This window comes from Gammaproteobacteria bacterium (assembly GCA_035501935.1).
Lineage (GTDB): Bacteria > Pseudomonadota > Gammaproteobacteria > JAJPIJ01 > JAJPIJ01 > JAJPIJ01.
Genome location: DATJVC010000029.1, coordinates 1 through 23,881 on the forward strand (window position 1 = coordinate 1; position 23,881 = coordinate 23,881).

General features: G+C 63.0%; 20 protein-coding genes and 2 tRNA genes. 6 read left to right on the forward strand and 16 right to left on the reverse strand.

Annotation, left to right across the window (positions count from 1 at the left end):
• Positions 1 to 318: 318 nt before the first annotated feature.
• From VMH34_07680 to murJ, 8 genes are all read right to left on the reverse strand, one after another.
• Positions 319 to 394: transfer RNA gene (locus tag VMH34_07680), tRNA-Thr, on the reverse strand.
• A 13-nt stretch (positions 395 to 407) separates the two neighbouring features.
• Positions 408 to 830, reverse strand: coding sequence for a transcriptional repressor (locus tag VMH34_07685; protein ID HTT08656.1), 423 nt, complete (start codon positions 828 to 830; stop codon positions 408 to 410).
• A gap of 41 nt (positions 831 to 871) precedes the next feature.
• The gene (locus VMH34_07690) at positions 872 to 1,945 is read right to left on the reverse strand and encodes an FAD-dependent oxidoreductase (protein ID HTT08657.1); all 1,074 of its coding nucleotides are present in this window, start codon (positions 1,943 to 1,945) and stop codon (positions 872 to 874) included.
• A gap of 87 nt (positions 1,946 to 2,032) precedes the next feature.
• Positions 2,033 to 2,980 carry a 4-hydroxy-3-methylbut-2-enyl diphosphate reductase gene (gene ispH / locus VMH34_07695; protein ID HTT08658.1) on the reverse strand — a complete coding sequence of 316 codons (948 nt, stop codon included), beginning with the start codon at positions 2,978 to 2,980 and terminating at the stop codon, positions 2,033 to 2,035.
• A 39-nt stretch (positions 2,981 to 3,019) separates the two neighbouring features.
• Positions 3,020 to 3,505: a signal peptidase II gene (gene lspA / locus VMH34_07700; GenBank protein HTT08659.1), complete on the reverse strand. Its 486-nt coding sequence runs from the start codon at positions 3,503 to 3,505 to the stop codon at positions 3,020 to 3,022.
• Positions 3,506 to 3,526: 21 nt separating this feature from the next.
• Positions 3,527 to 6,310: an isoleucine--tRNA ligase gene (gene ileS / locus VMH34_07705; protein HTT08660.1), complete on the reverse strand. Its 2,784-nt coding sequence runs from the start codon at positions 6,308 to 6,310 to the stop codon at positions 3,527 to 3,529.
• Between the two features lie 74 nt (positions 6,311 to 6,384).
• Positions 6,385 to 7,320, reverse strand: coding sequence for a bifunctional riboflavin kinase/FAD synthetase (locus VMH34_07710; GenBank protein HTT08661.1), 936 nt, complete (start codon positions 7,318 to 7,320; stop codon positions 6,385 to 6,387).
• Positions 7,321 to 7,349: 29 nt separating this feature from the next.
• The gene (gene murJ, locus VMH34_07715) at positions 7,350 to 8,900 is read right to left on the reverse strand and encodes a murein biosynthesis integral membrane protein MurJ (protein ID HTT08662.1); all 1,551 of its coding nucleotides are present in this window, start codon (positions 8,898 to 8,900) and stop codon (positions 7,350 to 7,352) included.
• 325 nt (positions 8,901 to 9,225) lie between these two features.
• On the opposite strand from murJ, the gene rpsT reads away from it, so the two are divergent.
• A complete protein-coding gene (gene rpsT, locus VMH34_07720) occupies positions 9,226 to 9,489 on the forward strand; it encodes a 30S ribosomal protein S20 (GenBank protein HTT08663.1) in 264 nt (87 codons plus the stop codon).
• Positions 9,490 to 9,559: 70 nt separating this feature from the next.
• Here rpsT and proB read toward each other — a convergent pair whose 3' ends face one another.
• From proB to rplU, 4 genes are all read right to left on the reverse strand, one after another.
• On the reverse strand, positions 9,560 to 10,681 hold the full coding sequence (proB, locus tag VMH34_07725; GenBank protein HTT08664.1) for a glutamate 5-kinase: 1,122 nt from the start codon (positions 10,679 to 10,681) through the stop codon (positions 9,560 to 9,562).
• Entirely contained in the window at positions 10,678 to 11,715 is a 1,038-nt protein-coding gene (gene obgE / locus VMH34_07730) for a GTPase ObgE (GenBank protein ID HTT08665.1), read from the reverse strand. The genes proB and obgE overlap by 4 nt, the downstream gene beginning before the upstream one ends.
• Positions 11,716 to 11,818: 103 nt before the next feature.
• Positions 11,819 to 12,076 carry a 50S ribosomal protein L27 gene (gene rpmA / locus VMH34_07735; GenBank protein ID HTT08666.1) on the reverse strand — a complete coding sequence of 86 codons (258 nt, stop codon included), beginning with the start codon at positions 12,074 to 12,076 and terminating at the stop codon, positions 11,819 to 11,821.
• A gap of 27 nt (positions 12,077 to 12,103) precedes the next feature.
• A complete protein-coding gene (gene rplU, locus VMH34_07740; GenBank protein ID HTT08667.1) occupies positions 12,104 to 12,421 on the reverse strand; it encodes a 50S ribosomal protein L21 in 318 nt (105 codons plus the stop codon).
• Positions 12,422 to 12,586: 165 nt separating this feature from the next.
• Here rplU and VMH34_07745 point away from each other — a divergent pair, with 165 nt between their 5' ends.
• The 4 genes from VMH34_07745 (at position 12,587) to VMH34_07760 (ending at position 17,694) form a co-directional block, all read left to right on the forward strand.
• Complete coding sequence (locus VMH34_07745) at positions 12,587 to 13,546, forward strand: class I SAM-dependent methyltransferase (protein ID HTT08668.1); 960 nt, start codon at positions 12,587 to 12,589, stop codon at positions 13,544 to 13,546.
• 247 nt (positions 13,547 to 13,793) lie between these two features.
• Positions 13,794 to 14,723: a polyprenyl synthetase family protein gene (locus tag VMH34_07750; GenBank protein HTT08669.1), complete on the forward strand. Its 930-nt coding sequence runs from the start codon at positions 13,794 to 13,796 to the stop codon at positions 14,721 to 14,723.
• An 81-nt stretch (positions 14,724 to 14,804) separates the two neighbouring features.
• Positions 14,805 to 17,477 (forward strand): bifunctional acetate--CoA ligase family protein/GNAT family N-acetyltransferase, encoded by a 2,673-nt coding sequence (locus VMH34_07755; protein ID HTT08670.1) that lies wholly within the window; start codon positions 14,805 to 14,807, stop codon positions 17,475 to 17,477.
• Between the two features lie 140 nt (positions 17,478 to 17,617).
• A tRNA-Pro gene (locus tag VMH34_07760) sits at positions 17,618 to 17,694 on the forward strand.
• Between the two features lie 241 nt (positions 17,695 to 17,935).
• Here the strand turns inward: VMH34_07760 and VMH34_07765 are convergent.
• From VMH34_07765 to hpnH, 4 genes are all read right to left on the reverse strand, one after another.
• Positions 17,936 to 18,706 (reverse strand): VacJ family lipoprotein, encoded by a 771-nt coding sequence (locus VMH34_07765; protein HTT08671.1) that lies wholly within the window; start codon positions 18,704 to 18,706, stop codon positions 17,936 to 17,938.
• A 62-nt stretch (positions 18,707 to 18,768) separates the two neighbouring features.
• The gene (locus VMH34_07770; GenBank protein HTT08672.1) at positions 18,769 to 19,356 is read right to left on the reverse strand and encodes an ABC transporter substrate-binding protein; all 588 of its coding nucleotides are present in this window, start codon (positions 19,354 to 19,356) and stop codon (positions 18,769 to 18,771) included.
• 168 nt (positions 19,357 to 19,524) lie between these two features.
• Positions 19,525 to 20,634, reverse strand: coding sequence for a glycosyltransferase (locus VMH34_07775; protein HTT08673.1), 1,110 nt, complete (start codon positions 20,632 to 20,634; stop codon positions 19,525 to 19,527).
• 67 nt (positions 20,635 to 20,701) lie between these two features.
• Positions 20,702 to 21,841, reverse strand: coding sequence for an adenosyl-hopene transferase HpnH (gene hpnH / locus VMH34_07780; GenBank protein HTT08674.1), 1,140 nt, complete (start codon positions 21,839 to 21,841; stop codon positions 20,702 to 20,704).
• Between the two features lie 213 nt (positions 21,842 to 22,054).
• On the opposite strand from hpnH, the gene dxs reads away from it, so the two are divergent.
• Positions 22,055 to 23,881 (forward strand): 1-deoxy-D-xylulose-5-phosphate synthase (dxs, locus tag VMH34_07785; protein HTT08675.1); only part of this gene is annotated, 1,827 nt, incomplete at its 3' end.

Genomic DNA, 23,881 nt, shown 5'->3' on the forward strand with positions numbered 1-23,881 from the left:
CATTCGTCTTTTCCAAAGCGCAAGCAAGCTCCATTGTTTGTCGCGTTTCGTTGTCGTAGCCGCTCAGATTTGGGATGCTTGTGGGTAAGTCCTGCTTCGTCTGAGCGGTCGTCGGCTCACTGAAACAGGCAGTGAGGAAAACGCAGATCGCTGAAAGCAGCCATGACTTCGATACCATAGCTTTACCCCTCCCGAATGTCCGCGTTGGGTCGCTTTGTGTCTTTACACTACCGACATACATTTATTCGACGGCCTGTCTACATAGTGTCTACATCACTGCATAGTTTTCCATCGGTACTACATAACTTATTGATTTAATGGTGCCGGCGCGCGGACTCGAACCGCGGACCTACTGATTACGAATCAGTTGCTCTACCGACTGAGCTACACCGGCAAGGTACGGCGGATCAGTTTGCGGTTGCGGGACGGTTTTGACGGATGCGGACGATGACTTCCACGCCTTCCGCGACAGTGCCGGCGGGCGGCTCCGGCAGTTGGCTGATGGCGCAGTCGGCGGCGTCAAAATCGATCAGGCTGCCGTCGTCCACGTTGTAAAAGTGGTGGTGCGGCTTGGTGTTGGAGTCGTAGAACACCTTGGCCGGGTCCACGATCACCTCGCGCAGCAGGCCCTTCTCCGCGAACAGGCCCAACGTGTTGTACACGGTGGCCTTGGACACGGCGGTCTCTCCGCCTTCGCGGATGTGCGCCAGCACCTGATCCGCCGACATGTGCTGGTGCTGGGAGAGCATCAGCGCCGCGATCTCCACGCGCTGCGACGTGGGCAGGATGTCATGTTTCTCAAGCAGTGCCGTAATCAGTGCCTTGTCCATACGGGTTACCCCGAAGCCGGTTGTAGATTGATAAGTATAGCTTATGCCGCCGCCGGACAGTATGCATGCGGATCCACGGCCGGCCGTCGCCCCAGCAACAGGTCCGCCAGCAGGCGCGCGGAACCGGGCGCCAGCGCGTAGCCGTGACGGTGATGGCCGCCGGCGATATACAGGCCGGCGATGGCGGGATGGGCGCAGATGAGGGGCAGTTCGCGCGCCAGCGCGGGCCGCAATCCGGCCCATTGCGACATGACTTTTGCCTGCGCCAGTTCGGGCAGGACGCTGGCCGCGAAATCACGCAGCGAGCGCGCCACCGCCGGCGTCACGGTTTCATCGAAGCCCACTTCCTCGGAGGTCGAGCCGGCGAGGATCAGGCCGTCGCGGCGCGGGATGAGGTAGTTGCCGCCCCTGAGTACGATGGTCGCAAGCCGGGGACGATCCGGCCGCAGCAGCAGCATCTGTCCGCGCACGGGCCGGATATGGGGCAGGGCGGAGGCCACGGGCAGGAGGCTGCTGGTCCAGGCGCCGGCGGCCAGCACGACACGCTCCGCCGCGCATTCGCCCGCCGGCGTCGTCACGCCGGCAATGTGGCCATGCTTGATCACCACGCCTGAGACCTGCGTGCGTTCCAGCAGAACCACGCCCTGCTTGGGCAGGGCGAGCCGCAGCGCGCGCAGCAGACGCGGATTGCGCACCTGCGCCGCCTCCGGCAACCATACGCCTCCGGCCAGATCAAGGCCGGGAGGCGCCTGCTCGCAGGCCGTTGCGGGAGCGGCCTGTATGCCGGCGGCCCCGGCCCAGGCCAGTGATGCCGCAACGGGCGCCGCGTCCGCGATCAACATGCCCGAGGCGATCCATTCCGGGTCGAGGCCGGTTTCCTGATGCAGCGCCTTGCAGAGCACCGGCCAGAGCTGCTGGCCCTGCGCCACCAGCGGCCAGCCCGATGCCGGGAAGCGCCAGGGATGCATCGGCATCAGCATGCCGCCCGCCGCCCAGGAGCAGCCCCGCCCGCCGGCCTCGTTGCGTTCGATGAGCGTTACTTTCGCGCCGGCGGCGGCCAGCTCGCGCGCCGCCAGCATGCCGATGATTCCCGCGCCAACGATGATGCACTTCATGAGGGCGCTTGCAGGGGATGCTGCTGAAAGGTCGGATGTGCCGGGAGACGCATTCCCGGTGTTGCTGCGTTTGAAAAACTTTCAGGTTCAGGAGACGGCGCGGGCCAGCTCGCGCGGCAAGCTGAAGACCACCTGTTCGCGGATGCCCGGGGCTTCGCTGATGGCATGCCCGCCCCATTCCTTCAGGCGGGTCACCACCTGCTCCACCAATACTTCCGGCGCCGAGGCGCCGGCGGTGACGCCCACGCGTTTTTTGCCGTTCAACCACTCGCGCCGGATTTCGTCGGCGCTGTCGATGAGGTAGGAGGGGATGCCCTGTTTCTCGGCGATTTCCTTCAGGCGCGTGGAGTTGGAGCTGGTCTGCGAACCCACCACCAGGATGATGTCGCATTCCTTGACCAGTTTCTTCACCGCGTCCTGGCGGTTCTGGGTGGCGTAGCAGATGTCCTCCTTCTTCGGCCCGACGATGGACGGGAAGCGTTCGCGCAACGTGTCGATGATCTCGGCGGTGTCGTCCATGGACAGGGTGGTCTGGGTGACGAAGGAGAGAAATTCGGGATTCTTCACCTTGAGGTTCTTCACGTCATCGACGGACTCGACCAGGTACATGCCGCCGCGGCCGTCACGGCGGTGATACTGGCCAATTGTGCCCTCGACCTCCGGATGGCCGGCGTGGCCGATGAGGATGCACTCGCGGCCTTCCTTCTGGTAATGGCCGACCTCCATGTGCACCTTGGTCACCAGCGGGCAGATGGCGTCGAACACGCGCAGGTTGCGGCGCGCCGCCTCGTTGCGCACGGACTTGGCGACGCCGTGGGCGCTGAAAATGACCGTGGCGCCGTCGGGCACCTGATGCAATTCGTCCACGAACACCGCGCCCTTTTCGCGCAGGCCGTCGACGACGTATTTGTTGTGCACCACTTCATGGCGCACGTATACCGGCGCGCCGTACAACTCCAGCGCGCGCTCGACGATGCCGATGGCGCGATCCACGCCCGCGCAGAAGCCGCGGGGGTTGGCTAAAATTATTTCCACGAACGCATTATCCCACAGTATGTGTTGCCACCGTAAGCATCAGTCGAAACCTGTGTTCCGCGCCGTGTCCGGCGGGTCCCGGAACGCATCGATGAGCAACAGGGCCACGCCCAGGGTGATGGCGGAGTCGGCCAGGTTGAAGGCCGGGAAGTACCAGTCCTGATAATGTACCTGGATGAAATCCACCACGTAACCCAGCCTGCTCCGGTCGATTAAATTTCCCACGGCGCCGCCCAGCACCATGGTCAGCCCCAGCGGCAGCAGGACCAGCCGGCGTGGCAGGCGCCTCAACCAGGCCAGGATGAGCACCGCCACGCCCACGGCCAGCGCCATGAACAGCCAGCGCTGCCAGCCGCCGGCCTCGTTCAGCATGCTGAAGGCGGCCCCGGCGTTGTGCAGCAGGGTGATGTTGAAAAACGACGTCAGCACCATTCGTTCCTGGAGCGCAAAGTACACACCGATCTCGTGCTTGCTCCACTGATCCAGCAGTACGACGACTACTGCAAGCGTCACCCAGCGCCTCATGAACTTATTTCCCATGCGCGTTCACGCGTAACGGCGTTCTTCGCCCGGCCCCTCGACGTTGGTGACGCAACGGCCGCACAGCGCCGGGTGCCTGGCGTTCGCGCCGACGTCGCCGCGCTGGTGCCAGCAGCGCGCGCACTTGGGATGTTTGGAAGGCGAAACGAGAATCCACAGCCCCTCGATGCCCGCCGCCGCGACGGCATCCGCCGGTTTCTCCGCGATCGGATGCAAGCGGGTGTCGGAGACGATGAATACAAACCTCAATTCATCCTCCAGTTTCGACAGCAACGCCTGCAATTCCGGGCTGCAATAGAGATCGACCTCCGCCTCCAGCGCCTTGCCGATGCCGCCCGCGACGCGCAGCTTTTCCAGTTCCCCGGAGACCGCCTCACGCACGCGCAGCAGCTCATTCCAAAAGGCGGGCGGAAATGTCGCGTCGGGTTTCCGCGGCGGGGTGTCGTACCACGTCTCCAGAAACACCGAGGCGCTGCGCTTGCCCGGCATGTAGCCCCATATTTCCTCCGCCGTGAAACTCATGATCGGCGCCAGCCAGCGCGTCATGACCTCCAGGACATGATGAATCGCGGTCTGCGCCGAGCGCCGCGCCAGGCTGTCGCGGCGGCAGGTATATTGCCGGTCCTTGATGACGTCGAGATAAAAGCTGCTCATCTCCACCACGCAGAACTGGTACACCTGCTGGTAGATGAGATGGAATTGATAATCCGCGTAGGCGGCGGTGATTTGCCGCTGCAATTGCCGGGCAGTGTCCACGGCCCAGCGATCCAGCGCCAGCAACTCGTCGAAGGCGACGCTGTGACTCGCGGGATCGAAGTCGCCAAGATTGCCGATCAGATACCGCGCGGTGTTGCGGATGCGGCGATAGGCCTCCACCACCCGTTTCAGGATTTCATCGGAGATCGAGAGTTCGCCGGAGTAATCGGTCGCCGCCACCCACAGCCGCAGGATCTCGGCGCCCAGCGTGTCGGAGACTTTCTGCGGCGCGATCACATTGCCCTTCGACTTGGACATCTTGTGGCCGCCGCCATCGACGACGAAGCCGTGCGTCAGCAGCGCATCATAAGGCGCGCGCCCGTCCAGAGCGCAGCCGGTCAGCAGCGAGGAGTGGAACCAGCCGCGGTGCTGATCCGAGCCTTCAAGGTAAAGATCGGCGGGCCACTGCCGATTGCCCGGGCCGCGCAGCACGCTCCGGTGCGTGACGCCGGAATCGAACCACACGTCCAGCGTGTCGCTGATTTTTTCGTATCGCGACGCCTCGCCGCCGAGCAGTTCCGCCGCATCGAGCTTGAACCACGCCTCGATGCCTTCCTTTTCCACCCGCTGCGCGACCTGTTCCAGCAATTCCAGTGTGCGCGGGTGCCGATCGCCGGTGTTTTTGTCGAGGAAGAACGGGATCGGCACGCCCCAGTTGCGCTGGCGGGAGATGCACCAGTCGGGGCGGTTGGCGATCATCGCGTGCAGCCGCGGCTTGCCCCAGTCCGGGTAAAAGCGCGTGGCCTCGACCGCCGCCAGCGCCTGCTCGCGCAGCGTCGGGCCGCTGCGCGTGTCGAGCCTGTCCATGCCGACGAACCACTGCGAGGTGGCGCGATAGATGAGCGGCGTCTTGTGCCGCCAGCAGTGCATGTAGCTGTGCGTGATTTCGCTCTCCGCGAACAGATTTCCCTGCTCGCGGATTTTATCGATGATTGCGGCGTTCGCCTTCCACACGTTGAGGCCGCCGAAGAACGGCAGCGACCCGGCGAAGCGGCCGTTGCCCTGCACCGGCGCGATGATGTCGTCGGTCTTGATGCCGTAACGGCGGCCGGACTCGAAGTCGTCCATGCCGTAGGCCGGCGCGCAATGCACGATGCCGGTGCCGGTGTCGAGGCCGACGTATTCCGCCAGATACACCGGCGCGTCGCGGTCGTAAAACGGATGGCGAAAGCGCATATGTTCGAGAGTCGCGCCCCTGGCGGTGCCAAGCACGCGGCCCTCCAGGCCGCAGCGGTACAGCACCGCGGCGCGCAATTCCTCGGCGAGCAGCAATATTCCCCGGGACGTCTCGACGAGGGCGTATTCGAAGTCCGGATGCACGTTGAGCGCCTGATTGGCGGGGATGGTCCATGGCGTGGTGGTCCAGATCACCGCGTACACCGGCTTGTCCGGCAGCTTGGCGAGCTTGAAGGCACGCGCGAGTTTGCCGCGTTCGGATTCCGCCAGCGGGAATCCGACGTCGATCGCGGGGGATTTTTTGTCCTGATATTCGACCTCGGCCTCGGCCAGCGCGGAGCCGCAGTCGAAACACCAGTTGACCGGCTTCAGGCCGCGATAGACATAGCCGCGCTCCACCATTTCACCCAGCGCGCGGATTTCGTCGGCCTCGGTCTGGAAGTTCATGGTCTTGTAGGGATGCTCCCAGTCGCCGAGCACGCCCAGGCGGATGAAGTCCTTTTTCTGCCGCTCGATCTGCTCGGCGGCGTAGGCGCGGCACAGCGCGCGCGCGCGGTCGGCGGCCAGCTTTTTGCCGTGCAGTTTTTCGATCTGGTGCTCGATGGGCAGGCCGTGGCAGTCCCAGCCCGGCACGTAGGGCGCGTCGAAACCGGCAAGGGTCTTCGATTTGATGATGATGTCTTTCAGGATTTTGTTGACGGCATGGCCGATGTGGATGTCGCCGTTCGCGTACGGCGGACCGTCGTGCAGGATGAATTTTTTCCGCCCGCGACAGACATCGCGGATGGCCTGATAGAGATTCATCTGCTGCCAGCGCGCGATGATCTGCGGCTCACGCCCGGGCAGGTTGCCGCGCATCGGAAAATCCGTCCGCGGCAGGTTGAGCGTGTCCTTGTAGTCCCTGTTGGTCTTGTCTTCCACGATCCGTTCCCTTATCCCGTTCCCGTTGCGGCCAGCACCCGCCGCGCCTCCTCCGCGTCCCGTTCCATCTGCGCCTGCAGGGCCTGCAGCGATGGCAGCGCCATGTCCTCGCGCAGCTTGCGCACGAATTCGATGCGCAGATGGCGGCCGTAGCAGTCTTCGTCATAACCGAACACGTGCGCCTCCATGACCGTGTGCGCGCCGCCCACCGCCGGACGCGTGCCGACATAGGCCATGGCCTTTAGCGCCCGCGCCTTGAGCCCGTGCACGCGCGCGGCAAAGATGCCGGACACCGGCGCCGCGTGCCGGTGCAGGTCCACGTTCACGGTCGGGAAGCCCAGCGTGCGGCCGCGCTTCTCGCCGTGCATGACGCGGCCTTCCATCGAGTAATAACGGCCCAGCCACCGGCGCGCCTGTTCCATGTCGCCCGCGGTCAGTGCGTCGCGCACGCGCGAACTGCTCACGCGCACGCCGTCGAGCATGAAAGTCGCCGCCGCTTCGACCGCAAAACCGTTGCGCTCGCCCACCGCCCGCAACAGGGGATAATCGCCGGCGCGGTTTTTGCCGAAGCGGAAATCATCGCCGATCACCACGCCACGCAGCTTCAGCCGCCGCGCCAGGTCGCCCGCAAAATCCTCCGCGGACAAACCGGCAAGCGCGGCATCGAAGCGCAGCGCCAGTGTTTGATCCACGCCGTGTTCGCCCAGCAGCGACAGTTTTTCCCGCAAGCGGCACAGGCGTGCCGGCGCGGTTCCACCCTGAAAGTATTCGCGCGGCTGCGGTTCGAAGATCACCGCCGTCGCCAGCGTCCGCAGGCGGCGCGCCATCGCACCGAGCTGGGTGAGCACCGCCTGATGGCCGCGATGCAGCCCGTCAAAATTACCTATGGTGGCCACGCACTCCGCCGCCGGAGCGCGCGGGCCGCGCAAGCCTCTGATTACTCGCATGGAACCGGTTTCGTCCGCGTAAAAACGAATTATACCGGCGGGCGGGTGGAGGTCATATCCCTCAGGCGCCAGCCCAGGCGCCACAGCACCATCACGTAAATGGCGGTGGCCGCGGCAATCCAGCCGCCCAGGTTCGCGGCGCGCAGCCACGGTGACCACGCCGACCAGCGATCCAGCTCACCGCGACCGACCAGCAGCACCACCGCCATGATGGCGTTGGCGATGAGCAATTGCCTTGCCAGCCGCGCCCATCCCGCCGTGGGCCGATAAACGCCGGCGCGGTGCAGGCCCCGGTAAAGCATGCTGGCGTTGAGGAAACCCGACAGGCAGGTGGCCAGCGCCAGACCGACGTGGCCGACGCCGAGTCGCGACAGGGGATAGATGATGATCAGGTTCATCGCCATGTTGCTGAACATGGCGATGAGGCCGATGCGCACCGGCGTGCGCGTGTCGTGGCGCGAGTAATATGCCGGCGCCAGCACCTTGACCAGCGTGAAGGCGATCAGCCCCGGTGCGTAGGCGGTGAGGGCGTAGCTGGACATCAGCACGTCGTGCTCGGACATGCGGCCGTACTGGAACAGCGTGGAGAGCATCGGCGCCGCGAACAGCATCAGGCCCAGGGCCGCCGGAATGGTGATCACGCACACCCAGCGCAGCGCCCAGTCGAGCAGTTGCGAGAATTGCGCGGTGTCGCCGTCGGCGTGCTGTTCCGACAGCGACGGCAGGATGACCGTCGCGAGCGCGATGCCGAACACGCCCAGTGGAAATTCCAGCAGCCGATCGGCGTAATACAGCCATGAGACGCTGCCGGTTTGAAGGAACGAGGCCAGCAGCGTGTCGAACATCAGATTGATCTGCGCCACCGAGGCGCCGAACACCGCCGGCCCCATCAATTTCAGGATGCGCCGCACGCCGGGGTCATGCCAGGCCACCACCGGCCTGGGCAGCAATCCGAGTTGTTTCAGGAACGGCAGTTGAAACGCGAGTTGCAGCAGCCCGCCGATGGATACGCCCCAGGCGAGCGCCACCACCGGCCGGGCGAAATGCGGCGACAGCAGCAGCGCCGCCAGTATGAGACTCACGTTGAGAAACACCGGCGTGAAGGCCGGGATGCTGAACCGGTTGTATGTGTTGAGAATGGCGCCGGCAAAGGCGGCGAGCGAGATGAACAGCAGGTAGGGGAAGGTGATGCGCAGCATCACCGCCGTCACGGCGTATTTTTCAGGCTGGTTCAGGAATCCCGGCGCGAATACGGCCACAAACAGCGGCGCCGCCAGCATGCAGACGACGGTGACCAGGAACAATACGCTGGCGAGCGTGCCGGCCACGCGATCCACGAGCATCCGCACCTCGTCGTGGCCGCGCTGGGTCTTGTACTCCGCCAGCACCGGCACGAAGCCCTGCGAGAAGGAGCCCTCGGCAAACAGGCGGCGGAAGAGGTTGGGAATGCGAAAAGCGACGAAGAACGCGTCGGCGTACAGGCTCGCGCCGAACTGCCCGGCGATGACCATGTCGCGCGCGAAGCCGAAGATGCGCGACACCAGTGTCATCGAGCCGGTCGCGGCGGTGGATCGGAACAATCGGGCGCTCAGGGCGTGACCTCGCGTAAGTTTGATATGGGGGGAGGGGACAAAATGGCGCTTGATTCAGGTCTCAACGGCAGCCAATGATACCTGATTGACAAATACTGCTGAAACCCGCATATTTGCGCGCCATTTTTGTCACTCTGGATAAGCCCATCCGGGGCTTCCCAGAGTTCGGAAGGCAAAAACGCGGTTTTTACCTTCCTCCATTTTTAATGACGAAATCATCATTAAAAATGGCAGTGCGTCCCTGCACTGCGGAACCTCCGGCTTACGCTGAAGATTCCCTTGTTCGAGTTTAAAATTATTTGGAGTCAGTACATTGGCCAACATCAAATCCGCCCGCAAGCGGGCCCGTCAGTCGGTGAAACGCCGGCTGCACAACGCCGCCCGCCGTTCCGAGTTGCGCACCACCCTCAAGAGCGTAGTGCGCGCCATCGATTCAAAGAACAAAAAGGCTGCGGAAGCCGCCTATAAAATCGCCGAGCCGCTGATCGACCGGCTGGCCGCCAAACGCCAGATCCACGACAACAAGGCCGCGCGCCACAAGCAACGTCTGACCGCCCGCATCCGCGCCCTGGCCTGAGATATCTCCGGCCATTCGTAAATAAAAACGCCGCATTCAGTGCGGCGTTGTTGTTTGTGTGAACGGCCTGTTAGGTTAATACCAGGTTGTCGCGGTGTATCAGCTCCGGCTCGAAGGCGTACCCCAGCACCGATTCGATCCTGTCGCTGGCCAGTCCCTTGATCGCGCGCGCCTCGACCGCCGAATAATTCGTCAGGCCGCGCGCAATCTCCCGGCCCCCGGTGTCGAGGCAGGCCACCAGCGCGCCGCGGGCGAAATCCCCATCGACGTCCTTGACTCCGACCGCGAGCAGGCTGCGGCCCTGTTCGCGCAATACCCGCACGGCACCGGCATCGAGTATCAATTTCCCCTGTACCTTGAGGCCGCTGCCCAGCCACTGCTTGCGCGCCGCGAGCGGCGCCTCGGTGGGGGTCAGCAGCGTGCCCAGGGCCTCGCCGGCCGCCAGCCGTTTCAGCACATCGACCTCCTGACCGGAGGCGATCACGGTCGCGGCACCCGAACGCGCCGCGAGCTTGGCGGCGCGCACCTTGGTGCGCATGCCGCCACGGCCCCACTGGCCGCCTTCGCCGGCCATCGGCTCCAGCGCCGGATCGCCGGCGCGTGCTTCCGGGATGAGCCTGGCATCCGGATGCCGGCGCGGGTCCCTGTCGTACAGTCCGGCGATGTCGGTCAGGATCACCAGCACGTCCGCCTCAATCAGGTTGGCCACCAGCGCCGCCAGCGTGTCGTTGTCGCCGAGTTTGATCTCCTCGGTGGCGACGGTGTCATTTTCATTGATGACCGGGACGACTTGCAGTTTGAGCAGCGTCCGCAGCGTGCTGCAGGCGTTCAGGTAGCGCTGGCGGTTGGCCAGGTCCTCGTGCGTCAGCAACACCTGCGCCGTGCGTATGCCGTGGCGCTTGAAACCCGATTCATAGGCCTGCACCAATCCCATCTGGCCGACGGCCGCCGCCGCCTGTAATTCATGCAGCGCGTGCGGCCGTTGCTTCCAGCCCAGCCGCGCGACGCCTTCCGCAACCGACCCGGAGGTGACCAGCACCACTTCGTGGCCCTCGCGCAATAATGCCGCCGCCTGCGCGACCCAGGCGTCGATGGATTCCGCGCGCAGCCCCCGGCCTTCGTGCGTGGCGAGCGCGCTGCCGATCTTGATGACCCAGCGGCGGCAGGCGCTCAATTGTTCGCGGGTCTTCATGAGGTCTGTTCCTTTTCGGCCCTGCCCGACTGTTCCAGATACGTTTGCACCTTGCGCATCAATTCCATGCAGCCTTCGCCGGTCAATGCCGACACGGCGTGCACCGGCCCTTTCCAGCCGGCGTCCTTCACGATCTTGCGGCAGTGCGCCCTGCGTTCGGACGGCGCCAGCAGGTCGATCTTGTTCAACACCAGCCAGCGCTCGCGCTTCGACAGTTCCCGACTGTATTTCTTGAGCTCATTTTGCACTGTTTTGAACTCGTGCGCCGGATCGCGGCCGGGATCGACCGTGCTGGCGTCCAGCAGGTGCAGCAGCAGCCGCGTGCGCTGCACGTGGCGCAGGAACTGGACGCCCAGGCCCGCGCCCTCGGCGGCGCCCTCGATGATCCCCGGTATGTCGGCGATGACGAAGCTCTGATCCGCGCCCGTGCGCACCACGCCGAGGCTCGGATGCAGCGTCGAGAACGGGTAGTCGGCCACCTTGGGCCGCGCCGCCGACACCGCGCGGATGAGCGAGGACTTGCCGGCGTTGGGCATGCCCACCACGCCGACGTCCGCCAGCAGCCGCAATTCCAGCTTGAGATCGCGCGCCTCGCCGGGCTCGCCCGGGGTGGTTTTGCGCGGGGCACGGTTGGTGCTGCTCTTGAAATTCATGTTGCCGAGGCCGAAACGTCCGCCGCGCGCGACCAGCAGCCGGTCGCCGGATTTGGTCAGATCGCCCAGCGATTCATCGGTGCCGGTGTCGTACACCACGGTTCCGATCGGCACCCGGATCAACAGGTCCCCGCCGGCGCGGCCGGAACATTGCTTGCCCATGCCATTGCCGCCGCTCCTGGCGCGGAACAGGCGCTCGTAACGGAAATCCACCAGCGTGTTTTTGCCCTCGTCGGCGATGAGATAAATGCTGCCGCCGGCGCCGCCATCGCCGCCGTCCGGCCCGCCGCGCGGGACGTACTTCTCGCGGCGGAAGCTCATGCAACCGTCGCCGCCCTTGCCGGCCTCGACGCGGATGATCGCCTCATCAATGAATTTCATCGTAGGACCTGTCTCAAAAATCCGCGCATGTGCGAGACGCGCCCCCCACAAACAAAAAACCCCGTCAGCGACGGGGTTTTTATGGTGAAGTGAGTAATGGCCGTCAGGCCGGACGGACATTCACATAAGTACGGGCCTTGTGTCCGCGTGTCGTGAACTCGACGTGGCCGTTTACCTTGGCGAACAGCGTGTGATCGCGGCCGAGGCCGACGTTCTCGCCGACCCGGTATTGCGTGCCGCGCTGGCGCACGATGATGTTGCCGGCCTTCACGGCCTCGCCGCCGAAATGCTTCACACCCAGCCGTTTTGCCTGGGAGTCGCGGCCGTTGCGCGTGCTGCCGCCTGCCTTCTTGTGTGCCATGACTGTCTCCTGTTACCGGGGCGCGGTTTACCCGCCGGCCTGAATCTTGGTGATCTGCAGCGTGGTGTAGTGCTGCCGGTGGCCCATCTGCTTGCGGTAATGCTTGCGGCGGCGGAACTTGATGACGCGGATCTTCTTGCCGCGGCCATGGCTCACGACCTTGGCGGACACCTTGGCGCCCGCAATAACCGGCGCGCCCACCGCCACCTTGTCGCCGTCGACGATCATCAGCACCTCGCCGATGTCGACGCTGGCGCCCGCCTCGGCGGGCAGCAATTCCACCTTCAGGGTATCGCCCTCGGCGACCTTGTACTGTTTGCCGCCCGTTTTAATCACCGCGTACATAACTCTTTAAACTCCAAAGTGTTTCGGCCATCGAACTCAAATCAAGGGGCGCGATTCTACGGAATTCAGTGACCAAACACAACCCACATGCAGTCCGCCTGTCGGGGCGCCCCGGGGTGTTATTCTAGTGGCAATTATAGAGCCGGCGGGACGGTCACTATCTTGATGCAGATACCGGCGAATATTCTTTATCTTGAACGCCGGCATCCGGGCCTGCTCTCTCTGTTGGCAGCCGTTGCCGATTATTTCCACCGCCCCTACGAGGAGTTTGGTTTAAATGTCGCCACTATTGTCGAAAAGATGGGGGTTGAGCGCATCTCTGTTTCCTGTCGGGAGCTTGAAGCTTGTGGTATCCTCCCAAATTTGAAGATCAGTGGCGATAGGCAGACGGCCGCGCTGTGGCGCTGGCCGCTGTTCAGCGGCATTCTGTACGATATCGTCGGTTTTGCCCCGCCGGATGCAATCAATGTATGTGACTGGCTCCCCCCGCCAATCCGCAGCGAAGCCGATCATCATGACCGCGAAACGCGGCTGCAAACGGCCACCGCATACTGGCAACGCGCACTGTGCCTGACATTCCCCGAGCTCTATCTGAACCCTTTTCTGCCACAGGATGGAAAAAAGGAACTGCTGGGCTGCGATCTCGGCTGCGGCTGGGGTCGTGCGTCACTGAGCCTGCGCGATTACGTGAACAGGCATCTCGTCGGCTGCGATTACGGTGCCGATGACCTGCGGCGGCTGACGGGATTCGCGGACCGCGCGGGGATCGCGGAGCATGTCAGCGTTCATCGCGGCAATGTCACCCGCCTGCCTTACGCCGATGGCGCGTTTGATTTCTTTCTCGTGTTCGACGTCTTTGAGCATTTGAGCGATGCCTCGCTGCATGCGTGCATGAGCGAGATGCTTCGCTGTGCCAGGGAGGGGACGATTATGTATGCGGAGATCCCGCTGCACGATTTCTGCCCGGCGGTGACACATATCCAGGATTTTTCACTGGAACGGGTCGTGAAGTTATTCGAATCGCACCAGGCCCACCATCGCTCGTTCCGGCTGGTTCATCATCTTGAAATATTGCCGAGCCACTTTACCTTCCGTATCGAGCGGAGGGCGCCGGCAGCGCCATGATTCAGGGGAATCCTTCAAGAATTTTAACAGATGCCGTTCGTGCCGAGGTATCGAAGCATGAACAAATCACCAGCTGACATTCGCCCTTCGATATTATCCAGACTTGCCGCCGATCGCGCCGTAAAGTGATATTCTAACAACACTCATGCGCGCCAAAGCCCGTACGACCGCCGTTCATGGTTTGAGCCCCATTCCTGTTTCCGAAAGCCAGGGGCTGGAGGAGGTGCGTGCGCTGCTGGCCCCGGACATGGCCGCAGTCAACCAGTTGATCGAAGCCTCACTCTATTCCGAGGTGCCGCTCATCGACAAGCTCGCGCACCACATCATCAACAGCGGCGGCAAACGATTGCGGCCGGCCATCGCGCTGCTCGCCGCGCGCGCCTGCGGTTACCGGGGCAGCCAGCATGTCACGCTCGCCGCCATCGTCGAATTCATCCACACCGCGACGCTGCTGCATGATGACGTGGTGGATGCCTCGGAACTGCGGCGCGGGCGGCAGACAGCCAACCACCTGTGGGGCAATTCGGCGTCCGTGCTGGTCGGAGATTTTCTTTATTCACGGGCGTTCCAGATGATGGTCGGCGTCAACGACATGCGCGTCATGTCGGTGCTGGCCGATGCCACCAACACCATCGCCGCCGGCGAGGTCATGCAGCTCGCCAATCGTCGCAACCCGGACACCACGCGCGAACAGTATTTCGCGGTCATCACCGCCAAGACCGCCAAGCTCTTCGAGGCTGCCGCGCAACTCGGCGCCGTGCTGACAGGGCGGGGGATGGGGGTGGAGGCGGCGCTGGCGGCCTATGGCAGGCACGTGGGCATCGCCTATCAGCTCATCGATGACGTGTTGGACTACAGCGGCTCGCCGGAAGTGTGCGGCAAAAACGTTGGCGACGATCTGGCCGAGGGCAAACCCACCCTGCCGCTGCTGCACGCCCTCTGGCACAGCAAGCCTGCGCAGGCGCAGACGTTGCGCACGGCCATCAAGCAGGGTGGACGGGAAAACATCGCGGCCATCACCGCCGCCATCGAATCCACGGGGGCCATCGCCCATGCCGCCGGGCTCGCGCGCACCGAGGCACAGGAGGCGGTGCGATCACTGGAAGTATTGCCGCCTTCCGCGGATCGCGAGGCGCTGCGCGCGCTGGCTGAGTTCACGGTCAATCGCAGTTTGTAGCGAACTGCGGGAACGCCGTACGTCGCGGGCGTGTCTCAGTCTGTGGCGCCGAATGCCGTCGCGTATTGCGATTGATGCCGTATGAGCACTCTGAATCTCCACCAATTGCTGTCGCCGAAATCCATCACGCTGATTGGCGCCTCCGACCATCCCGGCAGCGTTGGCACCGTGGTCATGAACAACCTGTTGCGCGGCGGGTTCAAGGGCCCCATTCATCCTGTCAATCCAAAATATGAGAGTGTCGCGGGCCGGCGCGCCTATGCGGACGTCGCGGCGTTGCCGGAGGTGCCGGAACTGGCGGTAATCTGCACGCCGGCGGCCACCGTGCCGGCGCTGATTTCCGCGCTGGGAGAACGGGGCACGCGGGCGGCGGTGGTTTTGAGCGCCGGATTTCATGAAACCGGTGGCGCTTCTCCAACGCGGCGTGAATTGTTGCTGGCGGCCCAGCCCCACGGTCTGCGGCTGCTGGGCCCGAATTGCATCGGTCATCTGAACCCCCACATCGGGCTGAACGCCAGCTTCTCGCATGTGGACGCCATGACCGGCCACATGGCCTTTATCGCGCAATCCGGCGCGTTGTGCACGGCAGTGATCGATTGGGCCCGCGCCAACGACGTGGGCTTCAGCCACGTCGTTTCGCTCGGCGACATGGTGGACGTGGACTTCGGCGATCTTCTGGATTTTCTGGGCAGCGATGGCACCACGCATGGCGCGTTGCTTTATGTGGAATCGGTGACCGCCCCGCGCAAATTCCTCTCCGCGGCGCGTGCAATCGCCCGCGACAAGCCGGTGATCGCGATCAAGGCCGGCCGCAGCGCGGCCGGCGCCAGGGCCGCGTTGTCGCACACCGGCGCGATGACAGGGAGCTATGAAGTCTTCGAAAGCGCGTTACGGCGCGCCGGCATTGTGCTGGTCGATTCCATCGAGACGTTGTTCGACGCCGCGGAGGCGCTGGCACTGTGCAAGCACCTGCCCGATGGCGATCGCCTGGCCATCGTCACCAACGGTGGTGGGCCCGGCGTTCTGGCCGCCGATGCCCTGATCACACAGGGCGGGACGCTGGCACCGCTCTCGCCGGCCACCATCCAGAAGCTGGATGCCGTGCTTCCGGCGGCATGGTCGAGGGCGAATCCGGTGGATATCGTCGGCGACGCGGATGCGCAGCGCTATCAGTCGGCGCTGGACATCGTGATCGGCGATCCAGATGTCGATGCCGTCATGGCCGTCAACGTCCCCACGGCCCTCGTTTCCAGTGCCGACGCCGGGCAGGCCGTGAAGGAAGTCGCCGTCCGCTCGCCCATTCCGGTATTCGCCTGCTGGATGGGGGAATCCACGGCGGCGGCGGCCCGCAGCGCATTTGAACAGGCCGGGATTCCCGCCTACGCCACGCCGCACGCAGCCCTGCATGCCTTCCTCACCTGGTGCGAGTACCGGCGCACGCAGGAAAACCTGAGCCAGACACCGGTCTGGCCGCCCGAAGACTGGTCGCCGGATATCGCTGCCGTCTCCAGGATTATCAGAGACGCGTTGACTTCCGGCCGTGAAGTGCTGACGGAAATCGAGGCGAAACAGATGCTCACGGCCTATCGTTTCCCGGTCGTGGAGACCCATCACGCCGCCGATGTGGAATCCGCCGTCGCCCTGGCGGAGCGGATGGGTTATCCCGTTGCGCTCAAGATTCTGTCGCGGGACATCAGCCATAAATCCGACGTGGGCGGCGTGGCGCTGGACCTGGATTCCGCACCGGCGGTGAAACTGGCCGCCGAGGGGATGCTGGCGCGTGTCCGGGCGTCGAAGCCGGCGGCGCGCGTGGACGGCTTTTCGATTCAGCGCATGGTCAGCCGCGTCACCGCGCGCGAACTCATTCTGGGCATGACGGTGGACAATGTTTTCGGACCGGTGATGTTGTTCGGTGATGGCGGCACGGCGGTGGAGGTATTGGCTGACACGGCCATTGCCTTGCCCCCCCTCAACATGCATCTGGCGCACGACCTCATGCAGCGCACGCGCGTGTACCGCCTGTTGCGCGGCTATCGCCACCGCGCTGCCGCGAACCTGGAGGCGATAGCACTGAGCCTGGTGCGTCTCTCGCAGATGATTATCGACCGCCCGGAGATCGTTGAAATCGACATCAACCCGCTGCTGGCGGACGAAAAGGGCGTCGTTGCTCTTGACGCGCGCATCCGTGTGCGGCCGGCGCAAGGTTCGGGCGTGCAGCGCCTGGCCATCCGGCCTTATCCGCGCGAGCTTGAGGAGACCCTGACCCTGGATGACGGCGAAAAATTTTTAATCAGGCCGATACGGCCGGAGGATGAACCCGCGCACCGTCGCCTGTTCGAGAAATTGCGGCCGGAGGATATTTATTATCGTTTCTTCAATCACATTCGCGAAATGAGCCACGCCCAACTGGCCCGGTATACGCAAATTGATTACGACCGCGAAATGGCGTTCATCGCCACCCGGACCATCGACGGCGAGGGTGAAACGCTGGGAGTCGTCCGTGCCATCACCCATGCCGACAACACCGAGGCGGAATTTGCCGTCATCATCCGTCCGGACTACCAGAAAAAGGGCTTGGGGCGCGCGCTGATGGAAAAGATAATCCGTTATGTCCGCGAGCGCGGCACGGGGGTGATGACGGGTCAGATTCTCAGCATCAATTATGGAATGATCGCGCTTGCGAAACACTGCGGATTTACCGTCGAACCCTCGCCGGAGGGCGGCGTGGCCATTGCCACGCTCAGTCTTCGTTGATGCGGTCTGTCAAGACGCCGGTATCGTCGTTGAATCCATGAAGGCTATCGCGTACACTGCCCGCCCGCTCTGGCCAAGGCGCTGACCAGGTTTCTCCTTGTCACGCCGGCTCCGCCACCGGGCGGCGATACTGACGTCTTCGGGGTGTAGCTCAGCCTGGTAGAGCACTAGCTTCGGGAGCTAGGTGTCGCACGTTCGAATCGTGTCACCCCGACCAATCCCTCATTTCCCGCACTTCGTCGCGCATGGAAGCCGGACCGCTTGCGCGGTCAAGGTGTCGCACGTTTACGCGGCACATCCTGTGCCGCGCCGCTTGTGCGGTCGCTTCGCGCGTACAATTTCGCTCCCGGCGAAATTGTCGAATCGTGTCACCCCGACCATCCCCCGAATTTTCCGCCCGTAAAAACAAAGACGGCGGGATATCCCGCCGTCTTTAGTCTTGCACGAAGCAGTGGAAATCAATACACGTGAAGCACACCCGTCTCGCCTTGATCGAGGTTTTCCTCTTCCACTTTGACGGGCGGATTGCCGTCATAGATCTTGTAGATCCGGTTCTGCCGGTAAGCCTCGCGGGTGAAGCTGTAGGGATCAAGCGCGGCTTCGTCACGTATGCGCGTGGCATCAAGGAGATTCGCGCGCGTGTTGATGGCGTTCAGGGCGCCCACCGGGAAGGTCACCGCGAAACTGGCGTAGTACAGCGGGCTCAATAATGCGCTGGTAAATAAATCAGGGGCATCGCGCACCGAATTGGGTCCGGCCAGCGGCAGCACGAGATAAGCGCCTTCGCCCGCGCCCCATTTTCCGAAGGTTTGTCCCAGGTCCTCGTCGTGCTTGATCAAGCCGGAACCGCTCGCGGGATCAAACAATCCGCCGATGCCGATCGTGCTGTTGGTGATGAAGCGGCCGGTGTCGTCCCACGCCTGTTTCAGTTTCCCTTGCAGTATGTCGTTGGCGATGACGTTTGGATAACCCATGTTGTCAAAGAAATGCGTCACGCCGGTGCGTATGATCTGCGGCGTGACCTTGACGTACTCCTCCGCCACCGGCTTGATGATGTGCCTGTCAAGGCCGTCATTGAAGTTGTAGAACGCGCGGTTCATGCCCTCAAAATCATCGCCACTGTTGGTCGTTGGATCGGTGTTGCAACCGGCAAGAAACGCAACGATCAACAATCCCCCCGCCCCCACGCCTGTGCGGGCAGCCTGCTTGTCCAAAGTCATCACGCTCATTTCCCCGTAGCCTGCCAAAAAGTTCTTAACTTTTTATTACCGCCCGCGCCATCCGTTGAACCTCACTTGCCGGCCGGCTGGGCATACTTGCTTATCTTATCATTCAATCGGGCAATAAGTGCAGGGTACCCCTCATTTTTAATCACGGCGGTGTAATCGGCGTGTTTCAGCGACAGGTCGCTGACCCCGTCGGCGATGACGTTCAGGATCCGCCATTGGCCATTGTCCGAGGGGCGCACGATATAATCCAACTTGACCACGGTGCCATCCGACTGCACCAATTCGGTTTTGACCAGAATATCCCCGCCGGGCTGCGGCTCCACGCTCAGGGTGCGGAAGGATTCACCCCCATAGCTGTCGAAGCGGGAGGCATAAGTGGCGGTGCTGAGGCGCGTGAAGGTGTCCAGGAATGTCTGATGATCCTGATCGCTTAGCCCCCCCCAATAGCGGCCCACGATGATCTTGGCGATGGCCGGAAAATCAAAACTGCCTTGCACGACCGGCGTCAGATTATCCAGCCGGCCCTGATATCCCAGCTGGCCCGAGTGTTTCATGACATCGATCAGAGCTTCATGAAGCTTTTCAACGACTTGCTTGGCTTCGTTCTGTGGTTGTTCGGCGGCGGCGGGGCTGCTCGGGGCGAACCACACGGCGGCGAGAAAGAGCAGGCTTGAGGACAGGAATTTTTTAAACATCATCGGTGGAAAACGCCTCCATACGCGAAATTAGCATACTGACCATTAGATGAGAATCCGCTGAATAAGTTATGAGGAAGCCGGTAGAGCCACCACAATGAGAAAAAGTTCACAGTTCACAGCTTACCGGCCGTAGATGCGATCCTTCCATAGCGAACGCACCCCCCGGTGATATCGCCAGGCCGAGCTGATGGTCATGGCGAGGAACAAGGCGGCAATGCCGGGCATGGCCAGCGCCCAGAGCGGCGATTGTTGGTAATACCGCAACGTGGGGAGATAGGGGCTGGCGGTCAGGCCGAAGGCCAGCATGGCGGTAGTGACATGCGCGCCCGCCAGCAGCATCGCCGCCGGCAGCAGGTAGACGCCACCCATGAGCAGCGCGCATAAGGCCAGTAACAATGGCGAGTAGCGTAACTGGGTGTACGCGCTGCGGGCCACCATGTCCCAGATCACGTGCAAATGGATGTAGCGGCGCAGGCTGCGCGCCGAATGGGTGAGACCCACCCATGTCCTGCCGCCGGCGGCCTTGATTCTGGACGCCAGCGTGCAGTCATCGATCAGCGCCTCCTGCAGGGCCGCAAATCCGCCGAGATCGTTCAAGGCGCGGGCTTCAATCAGGATGCAGCCGCCGGCCGCCGCCGCCAGCCTGCGGCCCGGCCCGTTGGCGAGCGCGAAGGGATAGAGCATCTTGAAAAAATACACGAACGCCGGCAGCAGCAGTTTTTCCCAGAAACTCACCATGCCCAGATGCGCCATCAGGGAGACCAGTTGCAGTTGCCGATCACGCTGATGGGCACGCAGGGTGGCCAATGTGCCGGGTGCGAGCGCGATGTCGGCGTCCAGCAATAAAATCAACGGTGTTTGCACCAGCCTGCGGCCCTGCTCCAGGGCCCATAATTTTCCGCTCCAGCCCGGCGGGAGCGGCTGCCCGGCGATGACGCGCAGGTTCAATCCGCCTGCGCGGCGGGCAGTCGCCGCCGTCCCGTCCGTGGATTGATCATCAATCACGATGGCCGACAAGTTGCTGCCCTGCGCGGCGAGTGCGTCCAGCGTGCGGCCAATGACCGCCGCTTCGTTGCGGGCCGGGATCAGGACGGTGATGTCGCCCAAATCGGGCGGCTCGGGCGGCGGTGCGGCGTCCAGCCGCTCGTGCGTGGACCACGGCCGCCACGGCAGCAGCCATATCACGAGCCCGGCAATGAATGCGGGCAGTAAAGACAGGATGTCGGCCATGGAAACGAAAAACCCGCATCTACGGACGCGGGCTGCGCGAAGCCTTCCCCCTATAAGATATTTAGTTCTAACCCGCGGCTTGCTGCTTGCTGCTGCCGCAACTGCGCGCCGGCTCGGATTTGATGACGAGCTTGAGCCGTGGCCGGTCTTTCTCATCTTCGTAAGTCGTGGGCGGTTCAGGCGCCATCGGGCCGGAGGTCTTCGGGCCGAACAAGGCGACACGGAGGGCCTTGAGCGGGTTGCGGAAGGTGTCATTGACGGCGGTGGCCTCAAAGCCGGAATGCACCATGCAATTGGCGCACTTCGGATTTCTGCCGGTGCCGTAGTTGTGCCATTCGGTTTCCTCCAGCAGCGCCCTGAAACTGGTGGCATAACCTTCGCCGACCAGGAGATAACAGGGCTTCTGCCAGCCGAAGACGTTGCGCGTCGGGTTGCCCCACGGCGTGCAATGGTAGGTCTCGTTGCCGGCGAGGAAGTTGAGGTACAGGCTCGACTGGTTGAAGCGCCACTTGCGACCGCGGCCCAGATTGAAAATATCGCGGAACAACTGTTTGGCGCCCTGCTTCTTCAGGAACACGTCCTGGCGCGGTGCGCGCTCGTAGCTGTAGCCCGGCGCCAGCGTGACGCCTTCCACGCCCAGCGCCATCATGGTATCCATGAATTCCGCCACTTCCGGGGCATTCTCGCCCTGGAACAATGTGCAGTTGACGGTCACGCGGAAGCCGCGGTGGCGGGCCTCCGTGATGACCTCGATGCACTTTTCATAGACGCCGTCGCGGCAGACGGAGGTGTCATGGCGGTGCTGGTTGCCGTCGAGATGAATCGAAAAAGTGAGATAAGGCGAGGGCGCATACTCGTCCATCTTGCGCTCCAGCAGCAGCGCGTTGGTGCACAGATAGACGAATTTTTTCTTGGCGATGAAACCGCGCACGATGCGCGCCATGTCCTTGTGAATGAGCGGTTCGCCGCCGGCGATGGACACAATCGGTGCGCCGCATTCATCGATGGCGTGCATGCATTCCTCAAAGGACAGCCGCTTGTCGAGGATCTCGTCGGGATAATCGATCTTGCCGCAGCCGGCGCAGGCCAGATTGCAGCGGAACAGCGGCTCCAGCATCAGCACGAGCGGATAGCGGGGAGTCCTCTTCAGTTTCTGTTGAATGATGTACTTGGCAACGCGATATTGCTGGATCAGCGGGACGCCCATGCGGTCAGAGTCCTTTGCGTTCTTTTTGCTGGAGGTTCAACGGATTGCGGTTATTGTATCGTGCATGAATAACAATACTGTAATCTTGCCCCAATGTCGAGCATGGAACGGGGCACATGCACCTTATAAGTCGACAGTTCGGATATGGAGTGCAATTGGTTGCATAGGTTCAATCCTCTATCCATAATGATCGGCCCTTTAGGAACAGGACGCATGCTCGATCCCAACCGTTTCCCGCTGCTTTCACGCATCAACAGTCCCGCCGATCTTCGCCAGATGGGCGAGTCGGAACTGCTGCCGGTGGCCGCCGAGCTGCGCCAATATCTGCTGGAATCGGTCAGCAAGAGCACCGGCCATTTTGCCGCGGGCCTGGGCACCATCGAACTGACCGTGGCCCTGCATTACATCTACAACACCCCGGATGATCGGCTGGTGTGGGACGTGGGGCATCAGGCCTATCCGCACAAGATTCTCACCGGCCGCCGCGATCAGATCCTGTCGATCCGCAAATGGGGCGGGCTGGCGCCGTTTCCCCGGCGCGACGAGAGCGAGTACGACACTTTCGGCGTCGGCCACTCCAGCACCTCCATCGGCGCCGCGCTCGGCATGGCCATCGCCGCGAAGAAGACCGGCAGCAACCGCAAGTCGGTGGCAATCATCGGCGACGGTGGCCTGACCGCGGGGATGGCCTTTGAGGCGCTCAACCATGCCGGCGATCTCGATGCCGATCTCCTGGTAATCCTGAACGACAACAACATGTCCATCTCGCCCAACGTGGGCGCGCTGTCCAACCGTTTCGCCGAGCTGCTCTCCGGAAAGATTTACACGACCCTGCGCGAAGGCGGCAAGAAGGTGCTGGCCGGCCTGCCCTCCGTGCGCGAACTCGCGGGCCGCGTCGAGGAGCACGTCAAGGGACTCATTGTGCCCGGCACGCTGTTCGAGGAATTCGGATTCAATTACTTCGGCCCCATCGACGGCCACGATTTGCCGACCCTCATCCACATGCTGCGCAACCTGCGCGACATGAAGGGCCCGCGGCTGCTGCACATCATCACCAGGAAGGGCAAGGGCTACGCGCCCGCCGAAAACGATCCGGTCAAATACCACGGCATCTCCTCGCCGTTCGATCCGGAGATGGGCATCCAGGCCTCGAGCAAGGCGGCCAAGCCGACCTTCAGCGACGTCTTCGGCGACTGGTGTTGCGACATGGCGGCCAAGGACGAGCGCTTCGTCGCCATCACGCCGGCGATGCGCGAAGGTTCCGGTCTGGTCAAGTTCCACAAGCAGCACCCCGATCGCTATTTCGACGTCGCCATCGCCGAGCAGCACGCGGTGACGCTGGCCGCCGGCATGGCCTGTGACGGCCTGAAGCCGGTGGTGGCGATTTATTCCACCTTCCTGCAGCGCGCCTATGATCAACTCATTCACGACGTCTGCGTGCAAAAATTGCCGGTGCTGTTCGCCATCGATCGCGCCGGTTGCGTCGGCAACGACGGGCCGACGCACAACGGCTCCTACGACCTGAGTTACATGCGCTGCCTGCCGAACATCGTGGTCATGGCGCCGTCGGACGAAAACGAATGCCGGCAGATGTTGTACACCGGCTACACGCTGAATCAGCCCGCCGCCGTACGCTACCCACGTGGCAGCGGCACCGGCGTCGAGCCGCAGAAGGAAATGACGGCACTGCCAATCGGCAAGGCGGAAGTACGCCGCAAGGGCAAGAATATTGCCATTCTGTCATTCGGCACCACGCTGGCCCTGGCGTTCGCGGCGGGCGAGGAGTTGAACGCCACCGTCGTCGACATGCGCTTCATCAAGCCGCTCGATGCCGATTTACTGCGCCAGATCGCCGCCAGCCATGACCTGCTCGTGACAGTGGAGGAAAACGTGGTGCAGGGCGGTGCCGGCAGCGCCGTGAACGAGTTTTTAGCCGCCGAAGGGAGTGCCGTACGCATGCTGAATTACGGGCTGCCCGATCGCCTCATTCATCACGGCTCGCAGGACGACATGCGCAAGGACGCCAGACTCACCAAGGAA